This is a genomic window from Pelorhabdus rhamnosifermentans, from assembly GCF_018835585.1.
Taxonomy (GTDB): Bacteria; Bacillota; Negativicutes; order UMGS1260; family UMGS1260; genus Pelorhabdus; species Pelorhabdus rhamnosifermentans.
This window is the reverse complement of record NZ_JAHGVE010000004.1, coordinates 207,600-228,900: the sequence shown is the minus strand read 5'-3', so window position 1 is coordinate 228,900 and position 21,301 is coordinate 207,600. Positions and strand designations below refer to the sequence as shown.

Annotated in this window: 19 protein-coding genes and 1 riboswitch; all 19 genes read right to left on the bottom strand. The window is 38.7% G+C overall.

Annotated features, from left to right (window positions below; translation table 11 throughout):
* Positions 1–50 precede the first annotated feature (50 nt).
* On the bottom strand, positions 51–1,103 hold the full coding sequence (gene arsB / locus Ga0466249_RS07205; RefSeq protein WP_215828760.1) for an ACR3 family arsenite efflux transporter: 1,053 nt from the start codon (positions 1,101–1,103) through the stop codon (positions 51–53).
* 43 nt (positions 1,104–1,146) lie between these two features.
* On the bottom strand, positions 1,147–1,482 hold the full coding sequence (locus Ga0466249_RS07200; protein ID WP_215828759.1) for an ArsR/SmtB family transcription factor: 336 nt from the start codon (positions 1,480–1,482) through the stop codon (positions 1,147–1,149).
* 20 nt (positions 1,483–1,502) lie between these two features.
* Complete coding sequence (arsA, locus tag Ga0466249_RS07195; protein WP_215828758.1) at positions 1,503–3,254, bottom strand: arsenical pump-driving ATPase; 1,752 nt, start codon at positions 3,252–3,254, stop codon at positions 1,503–1,505.
* 22 nt (positions 3,255–3,276) lie between these two features.
* Positions 3,277–3,657, bottom strand: coding sequence for an arsenite efflux transporter metallochaperone ArsD (arsD, locus tag Ga0466249_RS07190; protein WP_215828757.1), 381 nt, complete (start codon positions 3,655–3,657; stop codon positions 3,277–3,279).
* A gap of 182 nt (positions 3,658–3,839) precedes the next feature.
* Positions 3,840–4,526, bottom strand: a complete 687-nt coding sequence (locus Ga0466249_RS07185; RefSeq protein WP_215828756.1) for an epoxyqueuosine reductase — start codon at positions 4,524–4,526, stop codon at positions 3,840–3,842.
* A 36-nt stretch (positions 4,527–4,562) separates the two neighbouring features.
* The gene (gene arsM / locus Ga0466249_RS07180; protein WP_215828755.1) at positions 4,563–5,819 is read right to left on the bottom strand and encodes an arsenite methyltransferase; all 1,257 of its coding nucleotides are present in this window, start codon (positions 5,817–5,819) and stop codon (positions 4,563–4,565) included.
* Between the two features lie 17 nt (positions 5,820–5,836).
* Positions 5,837–6,784 (bottom strand): permease, encoded by a 948-nt coding sequence (locus Ga0466249_RS07175; protein ID WP_215828754.1) that lies wholly within the window; start codon positions 6,782–6,784, stop codon positions 5,837–5,839.
* Positions 6,785–6,810: 26 nt separating this feature from the next.
* The gene (locus tag Ga0466249_RS07170) at positions 6,811–7,254 is read right to left on the bottom strand and encodes a MarR family winged helix-turn-helix transcriptional regulator (RefSeq protein ID WP_215828753.1); all 444 of its coding nucleotides are present in this window, start codon (positions 7,252–7,254) and stop codon (positions 6,811–6,813) included.
* Between the two features lie 462 nt (positions 7,255–7,716).
* Positions 7,717–8,676 carry an aminopeptidase gene (locus Ga0466249_RS07165; protein WP_215828752.1) on the bottom strand — a complete coding sequence of 320 codons (960 nt, stop codon included), beginning with the start codon at positions 8,674–8,676 and terminating at the stop codon, positions 7,717–7,719.
* Between the two features lie 49 nt (positions 8,677–8,725).
* Complete coding sequence (locus Ga0466249_RS07160; RefSeq protein WP_215828751.1) at positions 8,726–9,118, bottom strand: RidA family protein; 393 nt, start codon at positions 9,116–9,118, stop codon at positions 8,726–8,728.
* Positions 9,119–9,143: 25 nt separating this feature from the next.
* Positions 9,144–10,490 carry an S-layer homology domain-containing protein gene (locus Ga0466249_RS07155; RefSeq protein ID WP_215828750.1) on the bottom strand — a complete coding sequence of 449 codons (1,347 nt, stop codon included), beginning with the start codon at positions 10,488–10,490 and terminating at the stop codon, positions 9,144–9,146.
* Positions 10,491–10,565: 75 nt separating this feature from the next.
* Entirely contained in the window at positions 10,566–12,041 is a 1,476-nt protein-coding gene (locus Ga0466249_RS07150) for an oligopeptide:H+ symporter (RefSeq protein WP_215828749.1), read from the bottom strand.
* Positions 12,042–12,216: 175 nt separating this feature from the next.
* Positions 12,217–12,465 carry a TIGR03905 family TSCPD domain-containing protein gene (locus tag Ga0466249_RS07145; protein WP_215828748.1) on the bottom strand — a complete coding sequence of 83 codons (249 nt, stop codon included), beginning with the start codon at positions 12,463–12,465 and terminating at the stop codon, positions 12,217–12,219.
* Positions 12,466–12,505: 40 nt separating this feature from the next.
* Positions 12,506–13,258 (bottom strand): gamma-glutamyl-gamma-aminobutyrate hydrolase family protein, encoded by a 753-nt coding sequence (locus tag Ga0466249_RS07140; RefSeq protein WP_246588531.1) that lies wholly within the window; start codon positions 13,256–13,258, stop codon positions 12,506–12,508.
* Positions 13,259–13,394: 136 nt separating this feature from the next.
* Positions 13,395–14,705 (bottom strand): L-cysteine desulfidase family protein, encoded by a 1,311-nt coding sequence (locus tag Ga0466249_RS07135; protein ID WP_215828747.1) that lies wholly within the window; start codon positions 14,703–14,705, stop codon positions 13,395–13,397.
* Between the two features lie 231 nt (positions 14,706–14,936).
* Positions 14,937–16,985, bottom strand: coding sequence for a sigma-54 interaction domain-containing protein (locus Ga0466249_RS07130; protein ID WP_246588549.1), 2,049 nt, complete (start codon positions 16,983–16,985; stop codon positions 14,937–14,939).
* 311 nt (positions 16,986–17,296) lie between these two features.
* A complete protein-coding gene (gene pflA, locus Ga0466249_RS07125; protein WP_215828745.1) occupies positions 17,297–18,028 on the bottom strand; it encodes a pyruvate formate-lyase-activating protein in 732 nt (243 codons plus the stop codon).
* Positions 18,029–18,107: 79 nt separating this feature from the next.
* Positions 18,108–20,333, bottom strand: a complete 2,226-nt coding sequence (gene pflB / locus Ga0466249_RS07120; protein WP_215828744.1) for a formate C-acetyltransferase — start codon at positions 20,331–20,333, stop codon at positions 18,108–18,110.
* Between the two features lie 79 nt (positions 20,334–20,412).
* Positions 20,413–20,492: riboswitch (ZMP/ZTP riboswitch) on the bottom strand.
* Between the two features lie 78 nt (positions 20,493–20,570).
* Positions 20,571–21,260 (bottom strand): TVP38/TMEM64 family protein, encoded by a 690-nt coding sequence (locus tag Ga0466249_RS07115; RefSeq protein WP_215828743.1) that lies wholly within the window; start codon positions 21,258–21,260, stop codon positions 20,571–20,573.
* Between the last annotated feature and the right edge of the window lie 41 nt (positions 21,261–21,301).

The following is a 21,301-nucleotide window of genomic DNA, read 5'->3' as shown; positions in this document are numbered from 1 at the left end:
AGAGACAAATAGTGCGGACAGCCACTGGCTGTCCGTTTGCCCCTATTCTGTTATTTTATCAATTTTTCCTTATCAAACCAATGCTTCGTTCGATTGCAAAAATTGCACACCGATAGCATGACAGGAACTTCAACCAATACGCCGACAACAGTGGCCAGGGTGGCGCCTGACGTTAATCCAAACAAGGAGATACTAACGGCTACGGCAAGTTCAAAGAAATTGCTGGCACCGATCAGAGCTCCCGGAGCTGCTATACAGTGCGGTACTTTAAAATATTTAGCTAAAAAATACGCGAGAGAAGAGTTGAAATACACCTGAATGGTGATCGGAATGGCAATTAAAATAATATTAAACCAGTTGCCTAAAATAACTTCACCCTGAAAAGCAAAAATAATGATGAGCGTAGCCAAAAGTGCTATGATCGTGACTGGTTTTAGAGGAGCCAAAAAACGAGTATGAAACCATGCTTCGCCTTTAGTACCAAGCAAGAACCGCCGCGTAAAATATCCAGCAACTAACGGGATGACAATATAAAGGACTACCGACATAAAGAGAACATCTTTCGGAACAACAATGTTCGAAACACCTAGCAAAAACATGACGATTGGTGCAAACAAAAGCAGCATAATTAAGTCGTTCAACGCAACCTGAACAAGCGTATAGGCGGAATCGCCATCAGTAAGATAGCTCCAGACAAATACCATGGCCGTGCAGGGGGCTGCTGCAAGTATAATAACGCCTGCAACATATTGATTGGCTAAATCCGTTCCTATAAATGGTAAAAAAAGGTTTTTAAAAAATAACCACCCAAGGAAAGCCATGCTAAAGGGCTTGATAATCCAGTTCACAAACAGTGTAATAAAAATTCCCTTTGGTTTCTCTCCGACTTTTAGTATCGCCGAAAAGTCAATTTTTAGCATCATCGGATAAATCATCAACCAAATGAGTACAGCAATCGGCAAATTAACGTGGCTTATTTCCATTTGACTCAAAGTAGTCACTAATCCCGGAAACATTTTACCGAACAGGATACCGATGACAATACAAATAAATACCCAAATGCTTAAATATCGTTCAAAAAAATCTAGTCGCTTTTCCGTCATCGCAGTCACCTCTTTTTATAATCTTTTTCAGAAATTTATTGGTTCAGACACCACAGGTTAGATCTTCGATGGCATTTTTCGCAGCAATATCCTTCTCATAGTGTCTTACTTGTTGAATATCGACGTTAAATAAAGCTTTTAAAAAACTATATTGTAAAAAGCAATCTTCATTCAAAGAGTAAAATACCCATTGTGCCCGCTTTTTGGCTTTAATAAGTCCGGTCATTCTTAGCTTGTTTAAATGTTTGGACAAATTGGATTGGGACAGCTGTGTAATTCTCTCAATATCACATACGCACAGTTCACCATGGTTTAATAAATTTAAAATTCGAAGTCTGTTTTCATCACTCAAAGCTTTCAGTATTTCAATTACGTCCATATCTCCATCACCTATTTCATTTATTCGAAAAACTTCGGCAGCGTCTTGGCTGTAATATTCTCTTTCAGCCAAGGCAATAACACGATATGGCCTTTTGCCAAATCATATACCCTATTGATCCACATTCGTTCAGCCTTGGCTTTGGCGGTTAGCAAGGGTTGCTCCGTATCAACCAGACTAAAACTTGAGTTTACGATCCACCAATTGGTGTGTATTCCTGCTCTCTTAAGATCTTCTTCAAGCCTTTGCGCTTCATAGACAGGGGTTGCCTCAGGTAATGTAACGATAATCACCTCTGTTTCCTGAGCATTTCTAAGCCTTGGCAGCAGCTTTTTCACCGCATCAGGCAGATCTCCTTTGATGCGCGCAACTTCCTTATGATAAGTTTCGGTAGCATCCAGCAGTAAAAGAGTATGACCGGTTGGTGCCGTATCAATGACGACCACTTCCTCGTCACATGCATCTACGATACTGGCGAACACATTGAAAATGGCAATTTCCTGCGTGCACGGCGACCGCAAATCTTCTTCAATATAGGATAGATCTTCTTGACTCATTGTTTGTTTTGCTTTTTCAAGTACATCTTGTCGGTATTTTTTTACTGCCTCCTCAGGATTGATGCTGCTTACCGTTAAATTCTCAGTCGATTCGACCAGCAGCTTGAGATGATTGGCCGGATCAGTTGTTGTAAGATGCACTTTTTCCCCCCTTGCAATCAAACCTAAAGCAATACTTGCAGCTAAAGTCGTTTTACCTACTCCGCCTTTTCCCATGGTAAATAGGACTTTTTTGTTTTGAGCATGAAGGTATCCTATTAATTCATTCAGCTTATGATAGCCTTTGATTTCAACAACTTCACTACTATCGGTCAGGAAATTTGATTTTAACATTAACCGGATTTTTTCTATGCCGGTAACATTATAGTCACGCAGAGGAATCTTGTATGCAGGTAGATTTCTAATCTCTTCAGGAATATTTTGAAGAGCAGTTGTTTGTTTTTCCACCAAACGTTTGGATATATCACAAAGACCGGCATCTCCTTCAAATATTCCATTAATGATCAGTATCTGATTCTTTACACCTAATTCTTTAAGTTCATGAGATGTTTTGCTGGCTTCAAACAGTGGTGAATACTCAGGTTTGGCGATAAGCACCAATGTGGTGAGTTCAGCATTTGCCAGGTTGTTTACTGCATTTTTGTACATATCCTTTTTGTCTTCAAGCCCTGCCAATTGTCCCAGACAGCTAGCTCCGTGCTGACTCTCACTAATAAACGTTGACCAGGCTGTAGGCAGCTGCAACATCCTTAAAGTATGTCCGGTCGGTGCCGTGTCAAAGATAATATAGTCATATTTTGCTTCCAGTTCCTTATTGGTAAGATAATTGGAAAACTCATTGAATGCCGCTATTTCTACAGTACATGCGCCTGATAACTGTTCTTCCATGTTTTTTATGACCGATTCAGGCAATTTTCCTTTGTAAGGACCTACCACAGATTCTTTATACTCATACGCAGCTTGTATAGGATCTAAATTTAGAACGGTTAAATTGGGAACACCCTGAATTTGAACGCCTTTATTGTCAAGCGTTGTTTCAAAAACATCCTGGAGATTCGAAGCTGGATCGGTACTGATAAGAAGTACCTTATTGCCACGATCAGCAAAGGTTACAGCTGTAGCACAGGCCGTAGAAGTCTTTCCAACCCCACCTTTTCCTGTAAAAAAAATGTACTTTTTTAAATCAAGTTTTGCTGGTTCGTATAGTTTCAGCATTGTACACTCTCCCTCCTTACTGTCAGCAGCACCCACTTTCAGAGTCTCCGCAACAGGCCGAATTACAACCACAATCATTGGACGATGCGTCAGTTGACAAAGCAATGCCACTCCAGTCCGCTAATTCATTATTTGACGGATAAGCCTTGGTTTTCACAACGATTCCGTCTAATAAAGTGATAGGAAGTACTGTTTCACCATCCTTCATTAACAGCTCATTAACAATAACGTTTTTTACATACACATCAGGATTACTATTCAGGTTATAGCAGATAGCGTTGCCACCGCTGGCATTAATTTTATTAACAGCGGCTGTAATGCGAAGCAAGTCCTCATTAACAGAGGGACCACACACTCCTGTTGAACAGCACAACGCCACTTCAAAAATTTCAATCTTTTTCATAATTGAATCCTCCTTTTTATATCACCGTATGTTCATATAGTGATATTCTATAGTATAGTATATTATCCTGCTCAATTTTCGTGACAATAAAAAATTATTTTGCCCAATGTTTGTCGATCATATTAGCCATAATAAAAAGGCAGCAACCCCAAAGTTGCTACCCCTTTTACTGTAAAAGATCCTTAGGCATTATTAGCTTGATTGCCTGTATGCGGACACACAACGCGGCAATTCCAGCAATTTACCAAATCATGTCCTCTGTCTGATGTTGTGCCTACGTGACTTCGACACAATTTTTGTTCTACTGAACCATTTCCACTTAATGCTTTCGTTGGGCAGGCATCGACGCACCGTTTACAGGCTGGCGGACAGAGATTATTGTTCATTAGAGAATCCGCCGCCAATTTCAAATCGGTCAGAATGGTTACCAAGGTGATCCGACTTCCATACTCAGGGGTAATTAACAAAGCGCTTTTACCAATAACACCTAGACCCGCTTTAACCGCAGCATGACGGTGAGACAGAATACCCATGCCATGTTTTCGTTCCTCATCCCAATAAAAATAAGGTGCATCGGTTGGAATAGTCATAGCTAATCCGCCCTGCCTCTCAATAAAGTACGCGACTTGACTTGCTAATGAATCTAAATCTTTTACAATTGTATCTCCTTGCATCGTATAAACAGCCTTGTTCTTTGAAAATACAGTCCCAACAGTCAATGCTTTCCCTAAAACGATCACGCTTTGAACTTCTGGCATAATGTTCGTGGGTTGAAAGCCTTCGGGTGCCTCTTTCAAATCATCGGCATCTGCAAAACCGACCAAATGAGCTCCCGCTGATAGCGCATACTGTCGAATCTTTTCCTTCAATTCATTCCCCTTCTCTCACTTGTAATCGAAAAACGGTTAGAACAACAGCTTCATACAATGGCTCGTACACGGACAGGCTTGATCAAGCCCTGATTCTTTGAGTAAGGAAAGTGGCACTTCAGCACGGTTGATTTCATAAAATCCTGTCCGTTTAAAATAATCTTGAGCCGTCTCTGTCAGTAAGTAAGCCTCTGCTATTCTTTTGCTTTTCAATTGAATTTGCATTTGGTGCCATAAAGCCATACCAACACCCGCTTTTCGCAATTCTGAAATTACTGCGAACGAACGGATCAATGCTTTGTTCTGCTCGTACTGAGCTCCTAACACACCTATGATTGGCCCACGATCAGCAACGATAAAATGATGGATGTTTAAATCTAATCCGACTATCGGCAGTCCGCTAGCCGTCAATACATCCCGTATTCCAGGCCAATCATTATCTGTTGCTTGGCGAATGGTATAATCGATCCCAGGAGTCCATTCACGAGCCGGTTTCTTAGCTCTAATAAAAGCGCTGACCAAAGAACCCTTAGCATCCGCCCATTCTTCTGGCGATAAAGAAATATTATTCTTAGCAAGAAGGTCTGCAAAATCGTATTCTTTTGTCACAATACATTCAATATTTTTTAACCCGGCTTTTTCTAGTTTATGGCGATATTCTTCTTCTGTCAGTGCGCCAGCAATGCAGCCGACCCATGCCAAAACATTTTCCTGTATCTTTTTCGGTAGTGCTTTTTTAATGACAATATCAGAAACGGCAATCCGCCCACCAGGCTTTAATACCCTGGCGATCTCCCGCATCACTTTGTCTTTATCGCCTGATAAATTAATGACACAATTGGAAACGACGACATCGATACTTTCTGTTTCTAAAGGGATGGCCTCAATATGCCCTTTTAAGAATTCGGCGTTTTCAATGCCTGCTTTTTTCTGATTGACTCGGGCGACTTCAAGCATCTCATCGGTCATATCCAAGCCATAGGCTTTTCCCGTTGGTCCGACTCTTCGAGCAGAAAGCAATACATCTAATCCGGCCCCGCTGCCTAAGTCAAGGACTACTTCTCCTGCATACAATGGGCCTAGTGATGTAGGATTGCCACAGCCCAAAGACAGTGCAAGCATATTTTCAGGTAATCCAGCTACCTCATCGGTGTGATACAACCCATCTGTTATTTGTTGTGCAGTCTTACTAGCTAAGTCGCCACAACAACTTTTGGGACTGCTAGAACATGATTTTTCGACAATCAATTTGGCATATCTTTGTTGAACGGTTTCACGAATATCTTGTTTCATCTTTTCTCTCCCCCATTTTAGCTGATTAGATTAAATAGATAACCAGTAAAAATAATGGCAACCGTTAGGATTCCGGCAAAAATAGCAATTAATTTTAGCCTCAGAACTTTGCGTAAAATAATCATTTCAGGAAAGCTAATCGCAGAGACAGCCATCATAAAAGCCAATGCAGTGCCAAGTGGTAATCCCTTTTCTATAAGTGAATAGACAATTGGTACCATCCCGCTAGCACTGTTATAAAGCGGAACCCCGAGCAATACTACCAAAGGAACTGCAAAAATATTATCAGGTCCAGCATACCGGGCAATAAAATCATCCGGCACATAGCCGTGAATCAGGCCGCCTATAGCAATGGCAATAACAATGTAGGGTGCAATATACCGCAGTAATTCGATTGTAAATGCTTTTGCCTGTCCGCACCTTTCTTTAAATGTAAGCTCTTGGATTATGCTATTCTTGCTTTCTTCATAACCTGAATAGTCTTCCAGCAAGTGTTCAAGCCCCAACCTGCCAATAATTATTCCGGCAATAATGGCAATAACCACGCCACTCACCATATAAAGAAGCGCAATTTTCCAGCCAAACAAGCCAAACAGTAAAATCAAGGCCACCTCATTGACCATCGGTGAGGCAATTAAAAACGAAAATGTAACGCCAAGGGGTACGCCTGCTTCTATAAAGCCAATAAATAACGGAACAGCCGAGCAAGAACAAAATGGGGTAATAATACCAATCAGGGCAGCTAATATATTTCCGAAAAAGCTCTGACGTCGACTAAGAAATTTCTTGGTTTTTTCCGGCGGAAAATAAGATCGGATAACTGATATGATAAAAATGGCAACCATAAGCAATACCAGTATTTGCGGTGTATCGGCAACAAAAAAATGAAGTGCAGATCCCAACCGGTCAGCTGATGAAAAGCCTAACCATTGATATACTACTACATCAGAAAAAGGCTCGAACATCAATCATTCCCCCTTTCATCGTATCTCTAGCAACACCTTCTGCCTTTCAATGCTTCGGCTAAAAGCTGCAAGCTTTCTATTACTTGCTCCTGCTTCTCTTCAGATATGGAATCTAGAATTTCGGTAAAATACTTTTCCATGCGCTGCTCAATGTCGTGAAATAATTCTTCACCTTGAGCGGTAAGCCGCAAAGCGACATAACGCCGGTCATTTGAGTCAGGCTCTCGGATGATCAATTCTTTATTTACCAACTGATCTACCGTTCTACTTACAGTGCTTTTATCCAGATTCAGCAATTCTGCTAATTCATTAACAGATATTTGCTGTCGCCTTCCTGTTTCGACAATCGTATTACATTGAGTTAATGTAATACTGCAGCAAGTAGCTTCGCTTCTTTCTAAAACCCCCAGTTTTCGAATAAGTAATCGTGTAGTTTCTCTAAGCCGTTGGCTTGGAGTCGTAAAATTCATGGAATACACCTCCTGGAAACATCTTACCATTATTAATTGCTTTTTGCAACTGTTTCTTTTTGAAATTATTTAAGACGGGTTTTGCCTGCCTATATACCTTAATATAGCAATTATATATAGTTTACTTATTACTATTTCTAATTAACAATAATTATTTTTTTGTTCATTGTAAAATGAAATTGAACTAAAAAAAATGTCCATAGAGATTGTAGCTGTGCAAAGATGGTTTTGCAAAGAACACATTACACAGAAAGGACAAGCGCTATGGACTATCCTCACTCTACCGCAAGTCACTCAAAAAATAAACACCTAACTGCTTTGTCACCAAATAATATAGAAGATAAAAAGTGTAAGTCCCATATATAAAATAATATTCGGAACTTACACTTTTGCTATTTATCATTCTAATCAATTAACAATAATAGTTGTTCTTTCGGTAATACATCTTTTTTCCCGTTTTTTTCAAGAAGTTAAGCATTTACCATCTTTTATTATAACTTGCTCATCAATAATAAGAGTCGGCTTTAAAAGAATTCCATCCAAATGAATCGGCACCTGGACTAACCCACCAAATCCGATATTACTACCAATAGCCAAATGAACAGTCCCCATGACTTTTTCATCCTCTAAAACACGTCCGGACAACGAAGCCTGTGGATTAGTACCAATACCTAATTCGGCAATATTCCTTGCCTCTTTGTCATATTTATCCAAAATAAGCTTAAGTTTTTTCGCGTCCTGCTCGCCCTCAATTTTAGTTACATAACCTTTTTCTACTGTTAATTTGATAGGCTTTTGTAAGATACCGATACTCCCCATACTACCATCAACGACAATTACGCCATTAGCGGTTCCTTCTTTAGGAGCAATATAAGCTTCCCCTGCCGGTAAGTTACCAAAATCACCAGCATCGTGAAGGATACCCGTATCTGGATAACCCGAGCGTTCCTCAATAGATATACTAATATTCGTGCCCTCAGGTGTAAATATATGAACAAGCTTACCATCTGTCAGAACTTTAGCCAATTTTTTGCTCATTCTAGCTATAGCCATATAATCAGCATTCAGTGTGCGTTGCAGCATTTTTTCTGTTATACCTGGTAATGTAGCTATTCTCGCACCATTTTTACTGGCCTGTTTACGAGCAACAGTATGAGTAAAAGAACGAGAAGTGACTCCTAAAACCACATCTGCAGCAAGCATGGCTGCAGCGACAGCAGCAGGTGGTTCTTCACCATTCTCTTTGCGAGCCGTCATTTCCATATATATCGCTTCTACACCGACATCAACTGCTTTTTCCCAAAGTGCTAGACCAATATTACGAAGTTTTTTATCTGCAACTACCAGGACACTTTCCCCCGATTTTACCCCCATACATTGACGAATTGCAATTTCCGCACTCTTCTCTAAACTTTCCATCATTAATAGATCCCCATTTTAATTGATTTTTTTAATGTATAAAACAAACAATCTATTTTACGCTTTTGCTCCCATTGTAGGCTATAGCGTCAATTTCAACCAAAGCGTCTTTAGGCAAACGAGAAATCTCAACACACACACGAGCGGGAGGGTTTTGCTTGAAAAATGTTGCATACATGTCGTTGACCTCCGCGAAATCGCCTAAATCTTTTAAATAAACTGTCGTTTTAATTACACTATCCATGCTTAACCCAGCAGTTTCAAGAATTGCCTTTATATTCTTCAAAGACTGCTTAGTTTGTGCCTTAATATCATCTGGCATAGTCCCGTTGGCAGGCTCAATAGGTAATTGTCCTGATATGAAAAGTAACTTATCTACATAAACTGCCTGCGAATATGGTCCTATCGCTTTTGGTGCTTGATCGCTAACAATAATTTTTTTCAAAGTTTTCACCCCAAATTTTTATAAATTATATTTTATAGATCAATTGAAACTTATAGAAGTGATAATCTTCCTTTGAATTTTGTTGATCAATAATTTTACCATATTCAATTTTCCCCACCATATTATTGCTGAAAGCATATCTATACGCAAAATCAAGAAAATTCCAACCATGGCCATTTGTTCCATCATTTGCATCAACGTGAGCTTGATCATCAAATCCTGTATAACATCCATTAAGTGAGTTCTGTGAGGCATGAAGATACTGAACTGTAAAATTCTGTTTATTTGCTGCATTTAAGGACTGCGCACCATATACTCCTTTGAGGAACCAATATGTACCATCAGTTGCTGCCTCCGTATTTTTGCCATACTCAGCCGCCATCGAAAATACATTATTAAATTGATAGCCTGCATGTCCAAAATAATAGTTCATAAGATTTTTGCTAAGCTGCCAATTTTTAAATTTAGCCCACCCTGTATCCCATTTTAAATTGCCGCTCTTAGATCCAACCGAAGCGGAAGAAATTTCAACATCGTTAAAATCTGCAGCATTTGTAGTTATTCCACTGCCAAAAGTATAACCTATTACACCTTCAGCAAAACGTCCATATTTTATATCAAAATTTAGGCCCTTCCAATTCCAATCCAACTTGGCACCATCATAACTAAAAAATCCGCTATCAACAATAGCATCTTCCGGATCAATTGCAAGTGCTTGACGTCCAATAGTAACTTTCGTAGCGCCAACCTTAGTAGTAGCGAAGAACCGATCAGCCTTCAAAGTATTATCACTATTAACACCGCCGAACTTAGCCGTTACATCTTCGAAAATTTCTTTAGTCGGTGCAGGATTAGCAAGGCGAACATTTAAAGTGGTATTGTTATCAACCTTCGCGCTTAAGTTCAATCGTATTTGCCACTGTTGCTTGGAGTAGTTTTTGTAATTACTATCCGGTTGGGGAACTGATTTGACCTTGTACTGTTCCAATAAGCTGCCGGAAATATTAATATCAGCTAATTTTTTTTCAACCTTACCAAGTCGATTATCTATGCTATTGATTTTATTCATTTCCAAGGCATATTCAGAAGCTAATTTATCAATGAGGGCCTTTTGGGCAATATTCGCTTTTGATTCATTTTTCATAGCTTTGTAAACGATCTCCGCCATTTCGTTACGAGTCATGGTTTGATTGCCACGGAAAGTTTGGTCGTTATAACCATCAATTATTCCTGCTTGACCTAAATATGATATTGCATCATAAGACCATTGTGTTGCTGATACATCTTGAAACGTAGCATCTGCAGCAAAGCTTGTACCAAATACTGAGAAAGCAAAAGCAACAGACAAAATAGCACTCGTTTTCTTTTTCATTAATTTTCCCCCTCAATTTATATTAGTAAATAAAATCTTACTAAGCACCTTGACTATCTCCTGCGATAGAACCCTCTACACTACCTCTTCTTTTTTTTCAATTAAGTGTTTAATTTTAGGCGCAGTAATTAGCATAAGAATAGCAACTATTCCCGCAACTGCCCCAATTTCAAAAAACACATTTGAATAAACCGGCAACGTTTGTAGTGGATCAGTGATACCTTTTGGTGCAGCAGTCAATGAAGCTACCCAACCACCAATAATACCCGCCGCTGAAATACTTAGAAACCATGATCCCATAACAAATCCAACTATTCTTTGAGGTACTAATTTAGCTACCATTGCAAGTCCTAATCCGCTAATTAACAATTCACCCAAACTACTAAAAAAATAATTTGCTACAAGCCAATTTGCCGAAACAATGCCTTGCTCATTTGCGAATTTAGCTCCAAAAGACAGGATTAAAAAACTAAATGAACAACAAACCATGCCTACTGCAAATTTAGTAGCAATAGAAAGATCTCGTCCCTGTTTTCCAAAATGAGTATACATCCAAGCTAAAATTGGACTTAGCAACATGATGAAAAATGGATTTAAAGCTTGGAAGCTTTGTGGATTACCTACAGGAATCCCTAATATCGCATGCTCTACGTTTCTAATTGCAAAGAAATTTAATGACATCGGCATTTGCTGTGAAAGTGTATAAAATACGATTGCTTCAAGTATCAAAATAAAGGCGGCAATCAATCGATTCCGTTCAGTACCATTGCTTTTAAATATTTCCCTAAAGAAAACTCCTACAACCGTTATTCCAACCAATAATAGCAAAAAACGTACCACTTTAATATTTTGCAGCATAAACGTTGAAACAGTAACAGTTATTATAATTCCTACTGCCACCATTAATAGGTTTTTGTACTTTATTGGTTCCAACCCAACTGGAGAATCAAAACCTTTAACTAATTTTCGAAAAGCCAAAAATGAAGCAATTGCAAGAAATACGCCACCGCCACAGACATAAAAACCAAAAGTTGCTCCATATCTTGCTCCTAAGTAAGGAATAGCAATCATGGAAATGAGAAATCCAACATTTATAGCCATGTAATAGATTGTAAATGCGCCATCTATTCTTGGATCATCCTTTGAATATAGTTTTGATAATAAACTTGAAGGATTAGCCTTGAATAACCCATTACCAACAGCTACAATAGCCAAAGCAGCATAGATAAGTGTTATATCGGAGTTAGCAAGTCCCATAATAAAATAGCCCACCATAAGGGTTACAGCACCTAATATTATAGTACGTTGTGTTCCTAAAACCTTATCTCCGATATAACCACCGACAGACATAAAAGCAAACACCAATGCTACAAAAGTACCATAAACCGAAAAGCTTTGGGCATCGGTCATTCCTAAATTTTTAGTAAGAAATAAAGCCAATACTGTGTGTAATCCGCCATAACCAAATCTTTCCCAGATTTCAATAAATGCAATCACATAAAACCCCTTTGGATGTTTACGTACTTCATTGTTCTGCTCTGCTATGTCCATGATTTACCTCCCAAAATTTAATCCTTTTCGACATCGGCTTACAACTGATCGGCACAAGAATCTTCACTAGGTCAGCAGGTAATGCCCTTTAATTTTGAAATCACCTCAATCCAAATTTCTTTTTATCTTCACCCGTCACTCAGCGTTTACTCCTTTTATCTCATACCGAAGAACGTCAAGAATTAATTGCTTTTTCTAAAGCACATGCCAATTGGTCAGCACAAGAAGCTCCGCTTGGCCGACAAGTAATACCTTTCATCTTTGAAATCACCTCTTGAGCGGGCAATCCCTCCAAAAGTCTAGATATAGCTGTAAGATTACCGCGACAGCCTCCAGTAAACTTTACATTTTTTACAACACCGTCCGCAATCTCAAAGGTTATTTCAGTTGAACAAACGCCTTTGGGCTGGTATGTATATAACATTGATTAATCCCCCTCACCTAATTCATTTTCTCTCTTGTAATCATCGCACTGTAGTTTCCGCTGCTGCGACAAACTGTTTAAAAACATTCAACATTTCCGGATATTTTCCAGCCATCATTTCCGGATGCCATTGGATGCCAACAGTAAATACATCGCCTGGTCTCTCGATTCCTTCTATTACTCCATCTTCTGCCCTAGCATTGACTATAAATCCTGACGCAATATCCTTAACGGCCTGATGATGAAAACTATTGGTCAAAATCACTTTTTTATTAAAACTTCTAGACAGGATAGTATCTTGAACTATGTTCACTGTATGTCCAGGAACATACCTTTGTGTTTTCTGAGTATGCTTAATAGATGTGGGCACTTGAAGTACATCCTGATACAAAGTTCCACCAAATGCCACATTCAGAACTTGTGTTCCCCTACATATTCCAAGCATAGGCTTACTCAGGCCAGTAGCTATCTGCGCGGCGGCTAGTTGATGTTCATCTACCTCAGGGAAAATAAACTCCAGTTCTTTGCGAGGTTCTTCATTATAATGCAGCGGATTGATATCATATCCGCCAGTTAGTAATAGACCATTCACAAGTTCAATTTGCTTCCTAATACATTGTTCATCACTGATCACTGGCAATAATATCGGTACGGCTCCTGCCATCATAACTGCCTGAACATAATCATAGTTTACGTAGGCCCTTTCCATTCCCGGAAACATACTACCCTCAGTAATAAGCAAGTTAGTTAAAATTCCAATGATTGGTTTATTGATAATAATCTCTCCCTCCAAGCTTACATCACCTATTTCATCCTTATAGTGACAGTAATCTTAGAAATATGAAATAGACAAAATCGCACATTATTGATAAGAAAATTCAAATGAAATTACAAAATGGTTAAGTCTTTAAACGGTAATTAAAGCCAGATTACCCTACTTTCTTATTTAACATAATCTCCAGGATAATCTTATCTGCTTCCAAAGTTCCTTGATTTCCCAGTTGGCAAAGATTGTCGATAGATCGATCAACATCGGCTTCAATAATCCCGTCAGTAGACTGAATCGAACGTTGTTCCCTGGCCATAACAGCCGATTGGACTGCCGCATTGACACAAGTAGACACTTTCATGGCACAACCCGCCTTGGCACCATCACACAACATGCCAGTTACATTACCTAACATATTTTGTACAGCATATTTCACTTGAATTAAATCGCCGCCCAATAAATAGGTAATGCCACAACTAGCACCTGTTCCGGCGATAGTCGCACCACATAACGCGGATAAACGACCAAATTTAGATTTGATATAAATGGTTATTAAATGACTTAGCGCCACTGCCCGTATCATTTTTTCGTCATCAATTTCTAGTTTTTCTCCGACGGCCACCACGGGTAAAGTGGCGCATAATCCTTGATTTCCGCTGCCTGAATTACTCATCACCGGTAGTGAACAGCCTGCCATCCTAGCATCGGAACCAGCAGCAGTCAGTGCCATTGCCCAAGTTGCGAAATCGTCTGTCAAGATTCCTTTGGCAATACTGTCACGAATGCTTCTTCCCACTTGAAGTCCATACACATTCGCCAATCCCTCCAAGGCTACTCGCTTATTCAATTTGATACTTTCTTTTACTATATCTAATTTTTTCGTATCAACTTCCATAGCAAACTGCCAAACTCTATCCAAATTCAAAAAAAGACTGTCTGTATTAAGCTCATCACAAGCATTATCCTTATGGTCTTCTTTATAAACCGCCTGACCATCAACTTCAATTAATACAACACCAGTATGATGATCAGCAATAACAACCTTCGCATATGATTTTTTCGAGTGAACCACAGCTTCGATATACAGTTTCTTGGAAGTATTGGCCACAGAAGCAGAGATGATTCCTGCTTCTATCATGTCTTGTGCCTGTTTTACGTGATTTTGAGTTATACCAGACAACACTTCTAGCTTTTTATCTGGATTACCAGCCACAATGCCCAAAGCTGTGGCCGCATTTATACCGCAGATAGATGTGCCGGGTATAGTAACAGACATGGCATTTTTTATGATATTGCCACTCATCGCTACTTGTACAGAAAGAATGTCCCCATCCTTAACAAATTGCTTAGCTAAGGCCGCCGCATAGGCAATCGCTATTGGTTCAGTGCAGCCAAGCGCAACCACTAGCTCTTGGTTCAAAATTCCAAAAATCTTTTGTTCTTCTACCGTATTATTCAGTGTACACTTCATAAAACTCCCCCTTCTGCTTTGTATTGATATGTTGTAAATGCAATACTTATCTATTCAGGAATAATTAATTGCAATTTTAATGCCAAATGACAAAATTCTAAAAAATAAAAAAGCGCAAGCTAGAACTTAAGTGCAATAGCTTACGTTTTTTAACGATACAGTCATTTATCATGTAACGTTGTTCATAAATTAAACTTTCAGAATTCTAAATATTGGGCATTTAATAGGTATTTAAACTGGTTGGTTGTTCCTGTTTTTTAACCATTTTAAAAAATATTTCCCCTTTAACGTAATTTCACTGCCTTTTCGTCCAATGCCAGATGTTATAAGTTCACATCCATTTAAAACGTTCAGTACACGCCGAATTTCCCCTTGCGACAAATGTACACCTGTATTATTAAGGAAGTCCTCAATACTTTTACGCCCAGCTCCCATATCTAAAGAATCAAAATCGGCAATAACTTTCAATACTGCCTGGCAATTTTCCAAATCACCCCTAATTGCCAAGACGTTGAAGTCCCGTTCAAAATCTTCCTGAATATCAAAAATATAGCATGGAAGATGGTCCGGTCTCACTATAGTGTCTGTCATAAAAGAAATATAGGCAGCAACATTGTTTAATTCTCGAATATTTCCCGGCCACCCATATTGCATTAAGATATCACAGGTTTCCGGTAGAACGGAAAGATTCTCCCGATGTTTTTGTCTCAAAAAATAATTTAAAAGATATAAAATGTCTTCCTTTCGTTCTCTAAGAGGCGGAACCATAATTGGTAACACGTTTAGACGGTAATAAAGATCTGCCCGGAACTGACTGGAGCGTATTTTTTTACGAAGATCATTGTTTGTGGCCGCAATAACCCGTATATTTATAGTAGTTACACGCTGGGAACCAATGCGCATGACTTGCTGTTCCTGTAAAACCCTTAATAACTTAGCCTGCATTGAATAGGGCATATCACCAATTTCATCTAAGAACATCGTACCATTATTAGCCTGTTCGAATAATCCGGCTTTACCTTCTTTCAATGCTCCTGTAAATGTACCGCCTTCATATCCGAAAAGTTCACTTTCCATAATACTTTCAGGAACTGCGGCACAGTTAAAAGCCATAAATGGCTGCTTTGTACGATGAGATGCATTATGAATAGATTGGGCTAAAAGTTCTTTCCCGGTACCGCTTTCACCTGTAATTAGGATTGTTAGATCAGAACAAGCAGCTTTTCGTGCAAAATCAATACATTGTATCATTTCAGGTGATTTCGTATGGATATCTGAAAAATTGTATCTGGTCAAAAGACCTTTAGCTCGCAACTTTTTCGTTAAAGTTTGCTCTAATTGTTTTATATAAGTAACTTCTTGGAAGATAAAATAGATTCCGGCCATTTCTCCAAAGTATTCAAGATTATGTTTGTTAACAATCAAGGTTCGACCTTTATATTCTACAATTTCATCCCTAATAACATCCTGATTAAGAACATTAATAATGTCCAACGTGAATAAATCATTCAAGTTGACACAAGTAATATCCTTATGAATATCGAACATTTTTTCTAAACTTTTGTTGTAGAGACTGACCATTTTCTCGTTGTTTAACAACAGAATGCCCTCCGGGGACAAATTGATCACTGCTCTCAACTCAGTATTTTTGGTAACCAGCTCTTTATATTGCCTTCTTATACCCGTATCCAAAGATACAATGCTTTCAGAATACTTCAAAAATCGTCTGCTAACTTCATCTTCCGTTATTTCTAACTTATTAATTATTTCGATAAATGTAGATATATCAATATAGCGCTGGCCTATATCAAGGACAGTACCAATATACTCTGGAACACGCCAGTTCTCACCAGGAGTTATAGCAATTTTAATATCACTGTAATCCTCGCCTTCTTTATAAGGAACAAGATTCAAATGGTTAATTCCTAATTGATAAAAGAGAGTAATAGCTTCCAATGTTGTTTCTGAATTATCATTAACTACCAACACTCTAGTATCGGCAGGAATGGAAAAAATCTTGTAAATTTCACTCTCCCTAGTAGTCCTTTGGGCAACAACAATCCGCCGAGCATCAGAAATATGTTTTTTTACTTGCAGCGCCTGACTTTTAATCATTACTAGAACAATATCGTCATCAATCGTTTTTCCCGGCTTCAATTCATCAAAAGAATAGATTTTCACATCAACATAATTAGCGAGAACGGTTTCCAAATTGTCTTTTAAAAAAATCGCCACGGGTGAATTGCGAACATAGGTTACCACGCCGATACTTTTCATCATTCTCACACAATCCCTCTTTATTATTTTAATTCTAAATTCCGTCCAGAATACAAAAAACCTTTTTTATCTTTGCCCTATTTCGCTAATTTTCGACAGACGCCTTTACCAAACAATAGATCCACCAGAACAAGCAAAAAGCAGTATAGATGTCGACAAACACCTACACTGCTCCATATACCTGGGTTACTTATATTACTTTAACAGGGCTTTAATTTCTTCAGTGCCACCTCAGTAACCATGGGCGACGAAATCAGAAAGAAAAAGGTAATAATCTTTTTCTTTTTATGATGAATTTTTATCAGCAATTTGTTTCATTCTACGCCTATAACCTGGATGCCTTGCTCATTTAAAATCGCCTTAGCAATGTTTAAATCTTCAGCATTAGCTTCTCTTATCGAAGTTAATGTATATTTTTTACCGAGCTTTTCCCACTTTTCTAATCCCAATGTATGATAAGCTAAGAGCTCTACAGATGCACTGCCTGGCAAGGACTTCACTAATTCTGCTAATTGGTTCATATCTGAAGTCGCATTATTTACATCAGGAATAATGACATAACGAATAATCAGCGGTAGCTGACTTTCGGCTGCATAACGAAGATTGGCTAAGATCGCATCGTTTGACAGGACAGTTAATGTTTGATGTTTCACCGGTTCAACAGCTTTAATACTAAATTGAATGGTATCTGTATAAGGTAAAACCATCTTTAGATTTTCTAAAGGTGCGCAACCCGAGGTATCAATGAGAGTATGAATTTTTCGCGCATGGCAATTTTTGAATAATTCAGTTACAAATTCGGCTTGCATCAATGGCTCTCCACCACTTACCGTAATACCGCCTCCAGAGCGCTCATAAAAGTTTCGGTATTTTTCTACATCAGCCAGAACAGTTTCTACTGTAATCGTTTGGTTTCCTTGCTCCCATGTATCCGGATTATGACAAAAAGAACAGTGCATAGGACAGCCGCTTAAAAATAGTACATAGCGAATGCCTGGACCATCAACTGTCCCAAATGTTTCAATGGAATGAAAATATCCCTTCATTTTATCTAACCCCTCACCGATACATATTTAACCATTCGGAAATTTTAGTGGAAATTCTGTTGATTGTGTAGAGTAGATATTACATAGCCTGATAAAAAGTTCTACTAATTACTTCGCGTTGATGCTCAGGACTTAACTTTACAAAATTTACAGCATAACCTGACACACGAATCGTTAGTTGGGGATATTTTTCCGGGTGAATCATGGCATCTTCTAAAACTTCTCGATCAAGAACATTCACATTAATATGATGGCCTTGCTGCATAGCATAACCGTCAAGTACAGCAGCAAGATTATCTACCCTATTTGTCGAACTTTTTCCAAGTGCTCCTGGAACCGCTGAAAAAGTATAGGAAATACCATCACGACAATCTTCATAAGATATTTTGGCCACAGAATTCATGGCAGCCAAGGCTCCCCGCGCATCACGTCCATGCATGGGATTTGCACCTGGTGCAAAAGGTTGTCCACTTTGACGTCCATCAGGAGTAGAACCGGTTTTTTTACCATACATAACGTTTGAAGTAATTGTGAGCACAGACAAGGTATGTCTGGCATTCCGATAAGCGGGATGTTGTTTTAAGTTGTGAGAGAATTCAGCTGTAATTTCTTTAACAAAGCGATCTACTCTGTCATCATCGTTGCCAAAACAAGGAAAGTCGCCAGTAATTTTAAAATCAACAGCAATGCCTTGTTCATTTCGCACAGGCTGTACCTTAGCATAACGAATGGCACTTAACGAATCCGCTGCAACAGATAATCCAGCAACCCCAAAAGCCATGAGTCGTTCTACGTCTGTATCATGCAAGGCAAGCTGTGACCGTTCATAAGCATACTTATCATGCATGAAATGGATGACATTCATTGTATTGACATATAATCCAGCCAACCATTCTAAAACGATGGAATAATTTTTTCTTACCTTATCATAATCAAGGTATTCGTCCTGAAGGACAGGGAGCACGGGCCCGACTTGGTCACCTTTTTTCTCATCGCGGCCACCATTAATGGCAAGCAATAAGGCCTTAGCCAAATTCGTTCTGGCACCAAAGAACTGCATCTGTTTGCCTACTTTCATTGCTGATACACAGCAGGCAATAGCATAATCATCACCATAGTCCATACGCATAATATCATCATTTTCATATTGAATAGCACTTGTATCGACAGACACTTTAGCACAAAACTTTTTAAAGGCGGCAGGTAACTTTGTTGACCACAATACAGTCAGATTCGGTTCAGGCGCTGGACCTAAATTATATAAAGTATTTAAAATACGATAAGACGTACGTGTCACTAAGGTTCGTCCATCTTCCCCCATACCGCCAATAGCTTCTGTCACCCAGAGCGGATCACCAGCAAATAATTCATTATATTCTGGTGTACGCAAATGACGTGCAAGACGCAATTTTATTACTAATTGATCAATCAGTTCTTGTGCTTCTTCTTCTGTTAATACCCCTTGTGCCAAATCACGCTCAATATATATGTCAAGAAAAGTTGATACACGACCTAATGACATGGCAGCGCCATTTTGTTCCTTAATTGCCGCCAAATAACCAAAGTAAACCCATTGAACAGCTTGCTGCGCATTTACAGCAGGTTGCGTAATATCAAATCCATAACTTTGGGCCATGAGTGACATATCCTGTAATCCAGCAATTTGAGCCATAATTTCTTCGCGCAACTGGATCGCTTCTTGCACCATAGCTCGGCCTTCCATATTTTTCAAGTCAGTTCGTTTTTCAACAATAAGCCGCTCAATTCCATATAAAGCGATACGACGATAATCACCAATAATGCGTCCGCGGCCATAGGCATCAGGCAACCCCGTAATAATGCCTAATTTGCGCACATGTTTCATTTCATCTGTATAAACATCAAAAACAGCTGTATTGTGTGTTTTGCAATGATGATGATAAAGTTCACTAATTTCGGGATTTAACTTATAACCATAAGCCTCGCAGGCTTGTTCTGCCATGCGAATGCCACCATTGACAATGACACTGCGTTTCAACGGTGCATCGGTTTGCAAACCAACGATACTTTCCAGTTTTCTGTCAATATATCCTGGCTTATGTGAAGTAATTGTTGAAACAGTCTGATAATCAACATCAAGTACACCGTTTTTATTCCGTTCCTGATCTAATAAATCACAGCATTCTTTCCATAGTGCACTCGTCTTTATGGTGGGACCACTTAAAAAATTGTCTTCACCACTGTAGGGTTGATAATTATTCTGAATAAAATCACGAACATCAATTTTCTCATTCCAAATTCCTTTAACAAAACCTTTCCATGCCATTATTGCATGACCTCCTCAATTGAATAATTGAATTAACATTGAAGATTGCAACAAAAAGACCCTCTGAAACAAGATCTTGCAATCTCGCCCAGACGGTCGGCATTTCAAGAATGTAGTTCACGTGGTAATCTCCACTATCCGTCAGTTCTACATCCCATTTAATTTTATTTTCATGTCATTATTATATGTTAATAATCTTTATTCGTCAACAAGTAAAAATTGTTATGTAGTCATCCATTATTGCTGCTTTTTCTTTCTCGCTAAAAAATAATATAAAGCGATGGATAAAAAGATGAGGAGTGTAAGCCTCATAACATGATCCTGATAAGATAACAAATCATGACCTAAAGTGACTTCAATCCAGGCAGATGGTAATTTTCCAATAAATGTAGCTAGGGCATAATCAGCAAGGGTAATACTACTTACAGCACCAAGAGCCGTAATAAGACCGGATGGTACATAGGGAATACACCGCGCCACAAGCATAACGCGAAATCCTTGCTTGCCACTAAATTCATCAATTCGTTTCAAGGCATTACTGCGAATAATCACACTATGAGCAACATCATGAAAAAAATATCGCATCAAAATAAAGCTTAAAATGACACCCACTGATTCAGCTAACCACGAAATAATCGTTCCTTCTACTACACCAAAAATCACACCATTAGCAGCTAAGATGAAAATATTTGGCAGTACAGCGACAGTGTTAATAAAAACGATAAGTAAGAAACTAACAATCATGGAATACGGTCCATAAGATCGGATGAAGTGAACACTGCCCCTCACATCACCATGTAGAAGTAAAACATACATCTTTTGAAAAAAAGCAGGATATACCCTAAAGCTAATCCAGACAAGGATAACAAATACAGTAAGTATAATCAATCGAAATACTTTTTGATTAGTATGCTTAGCAAAATTCATCGATAGTTCCTCCTAACCTATTGTAAACCTTGTCATAAACA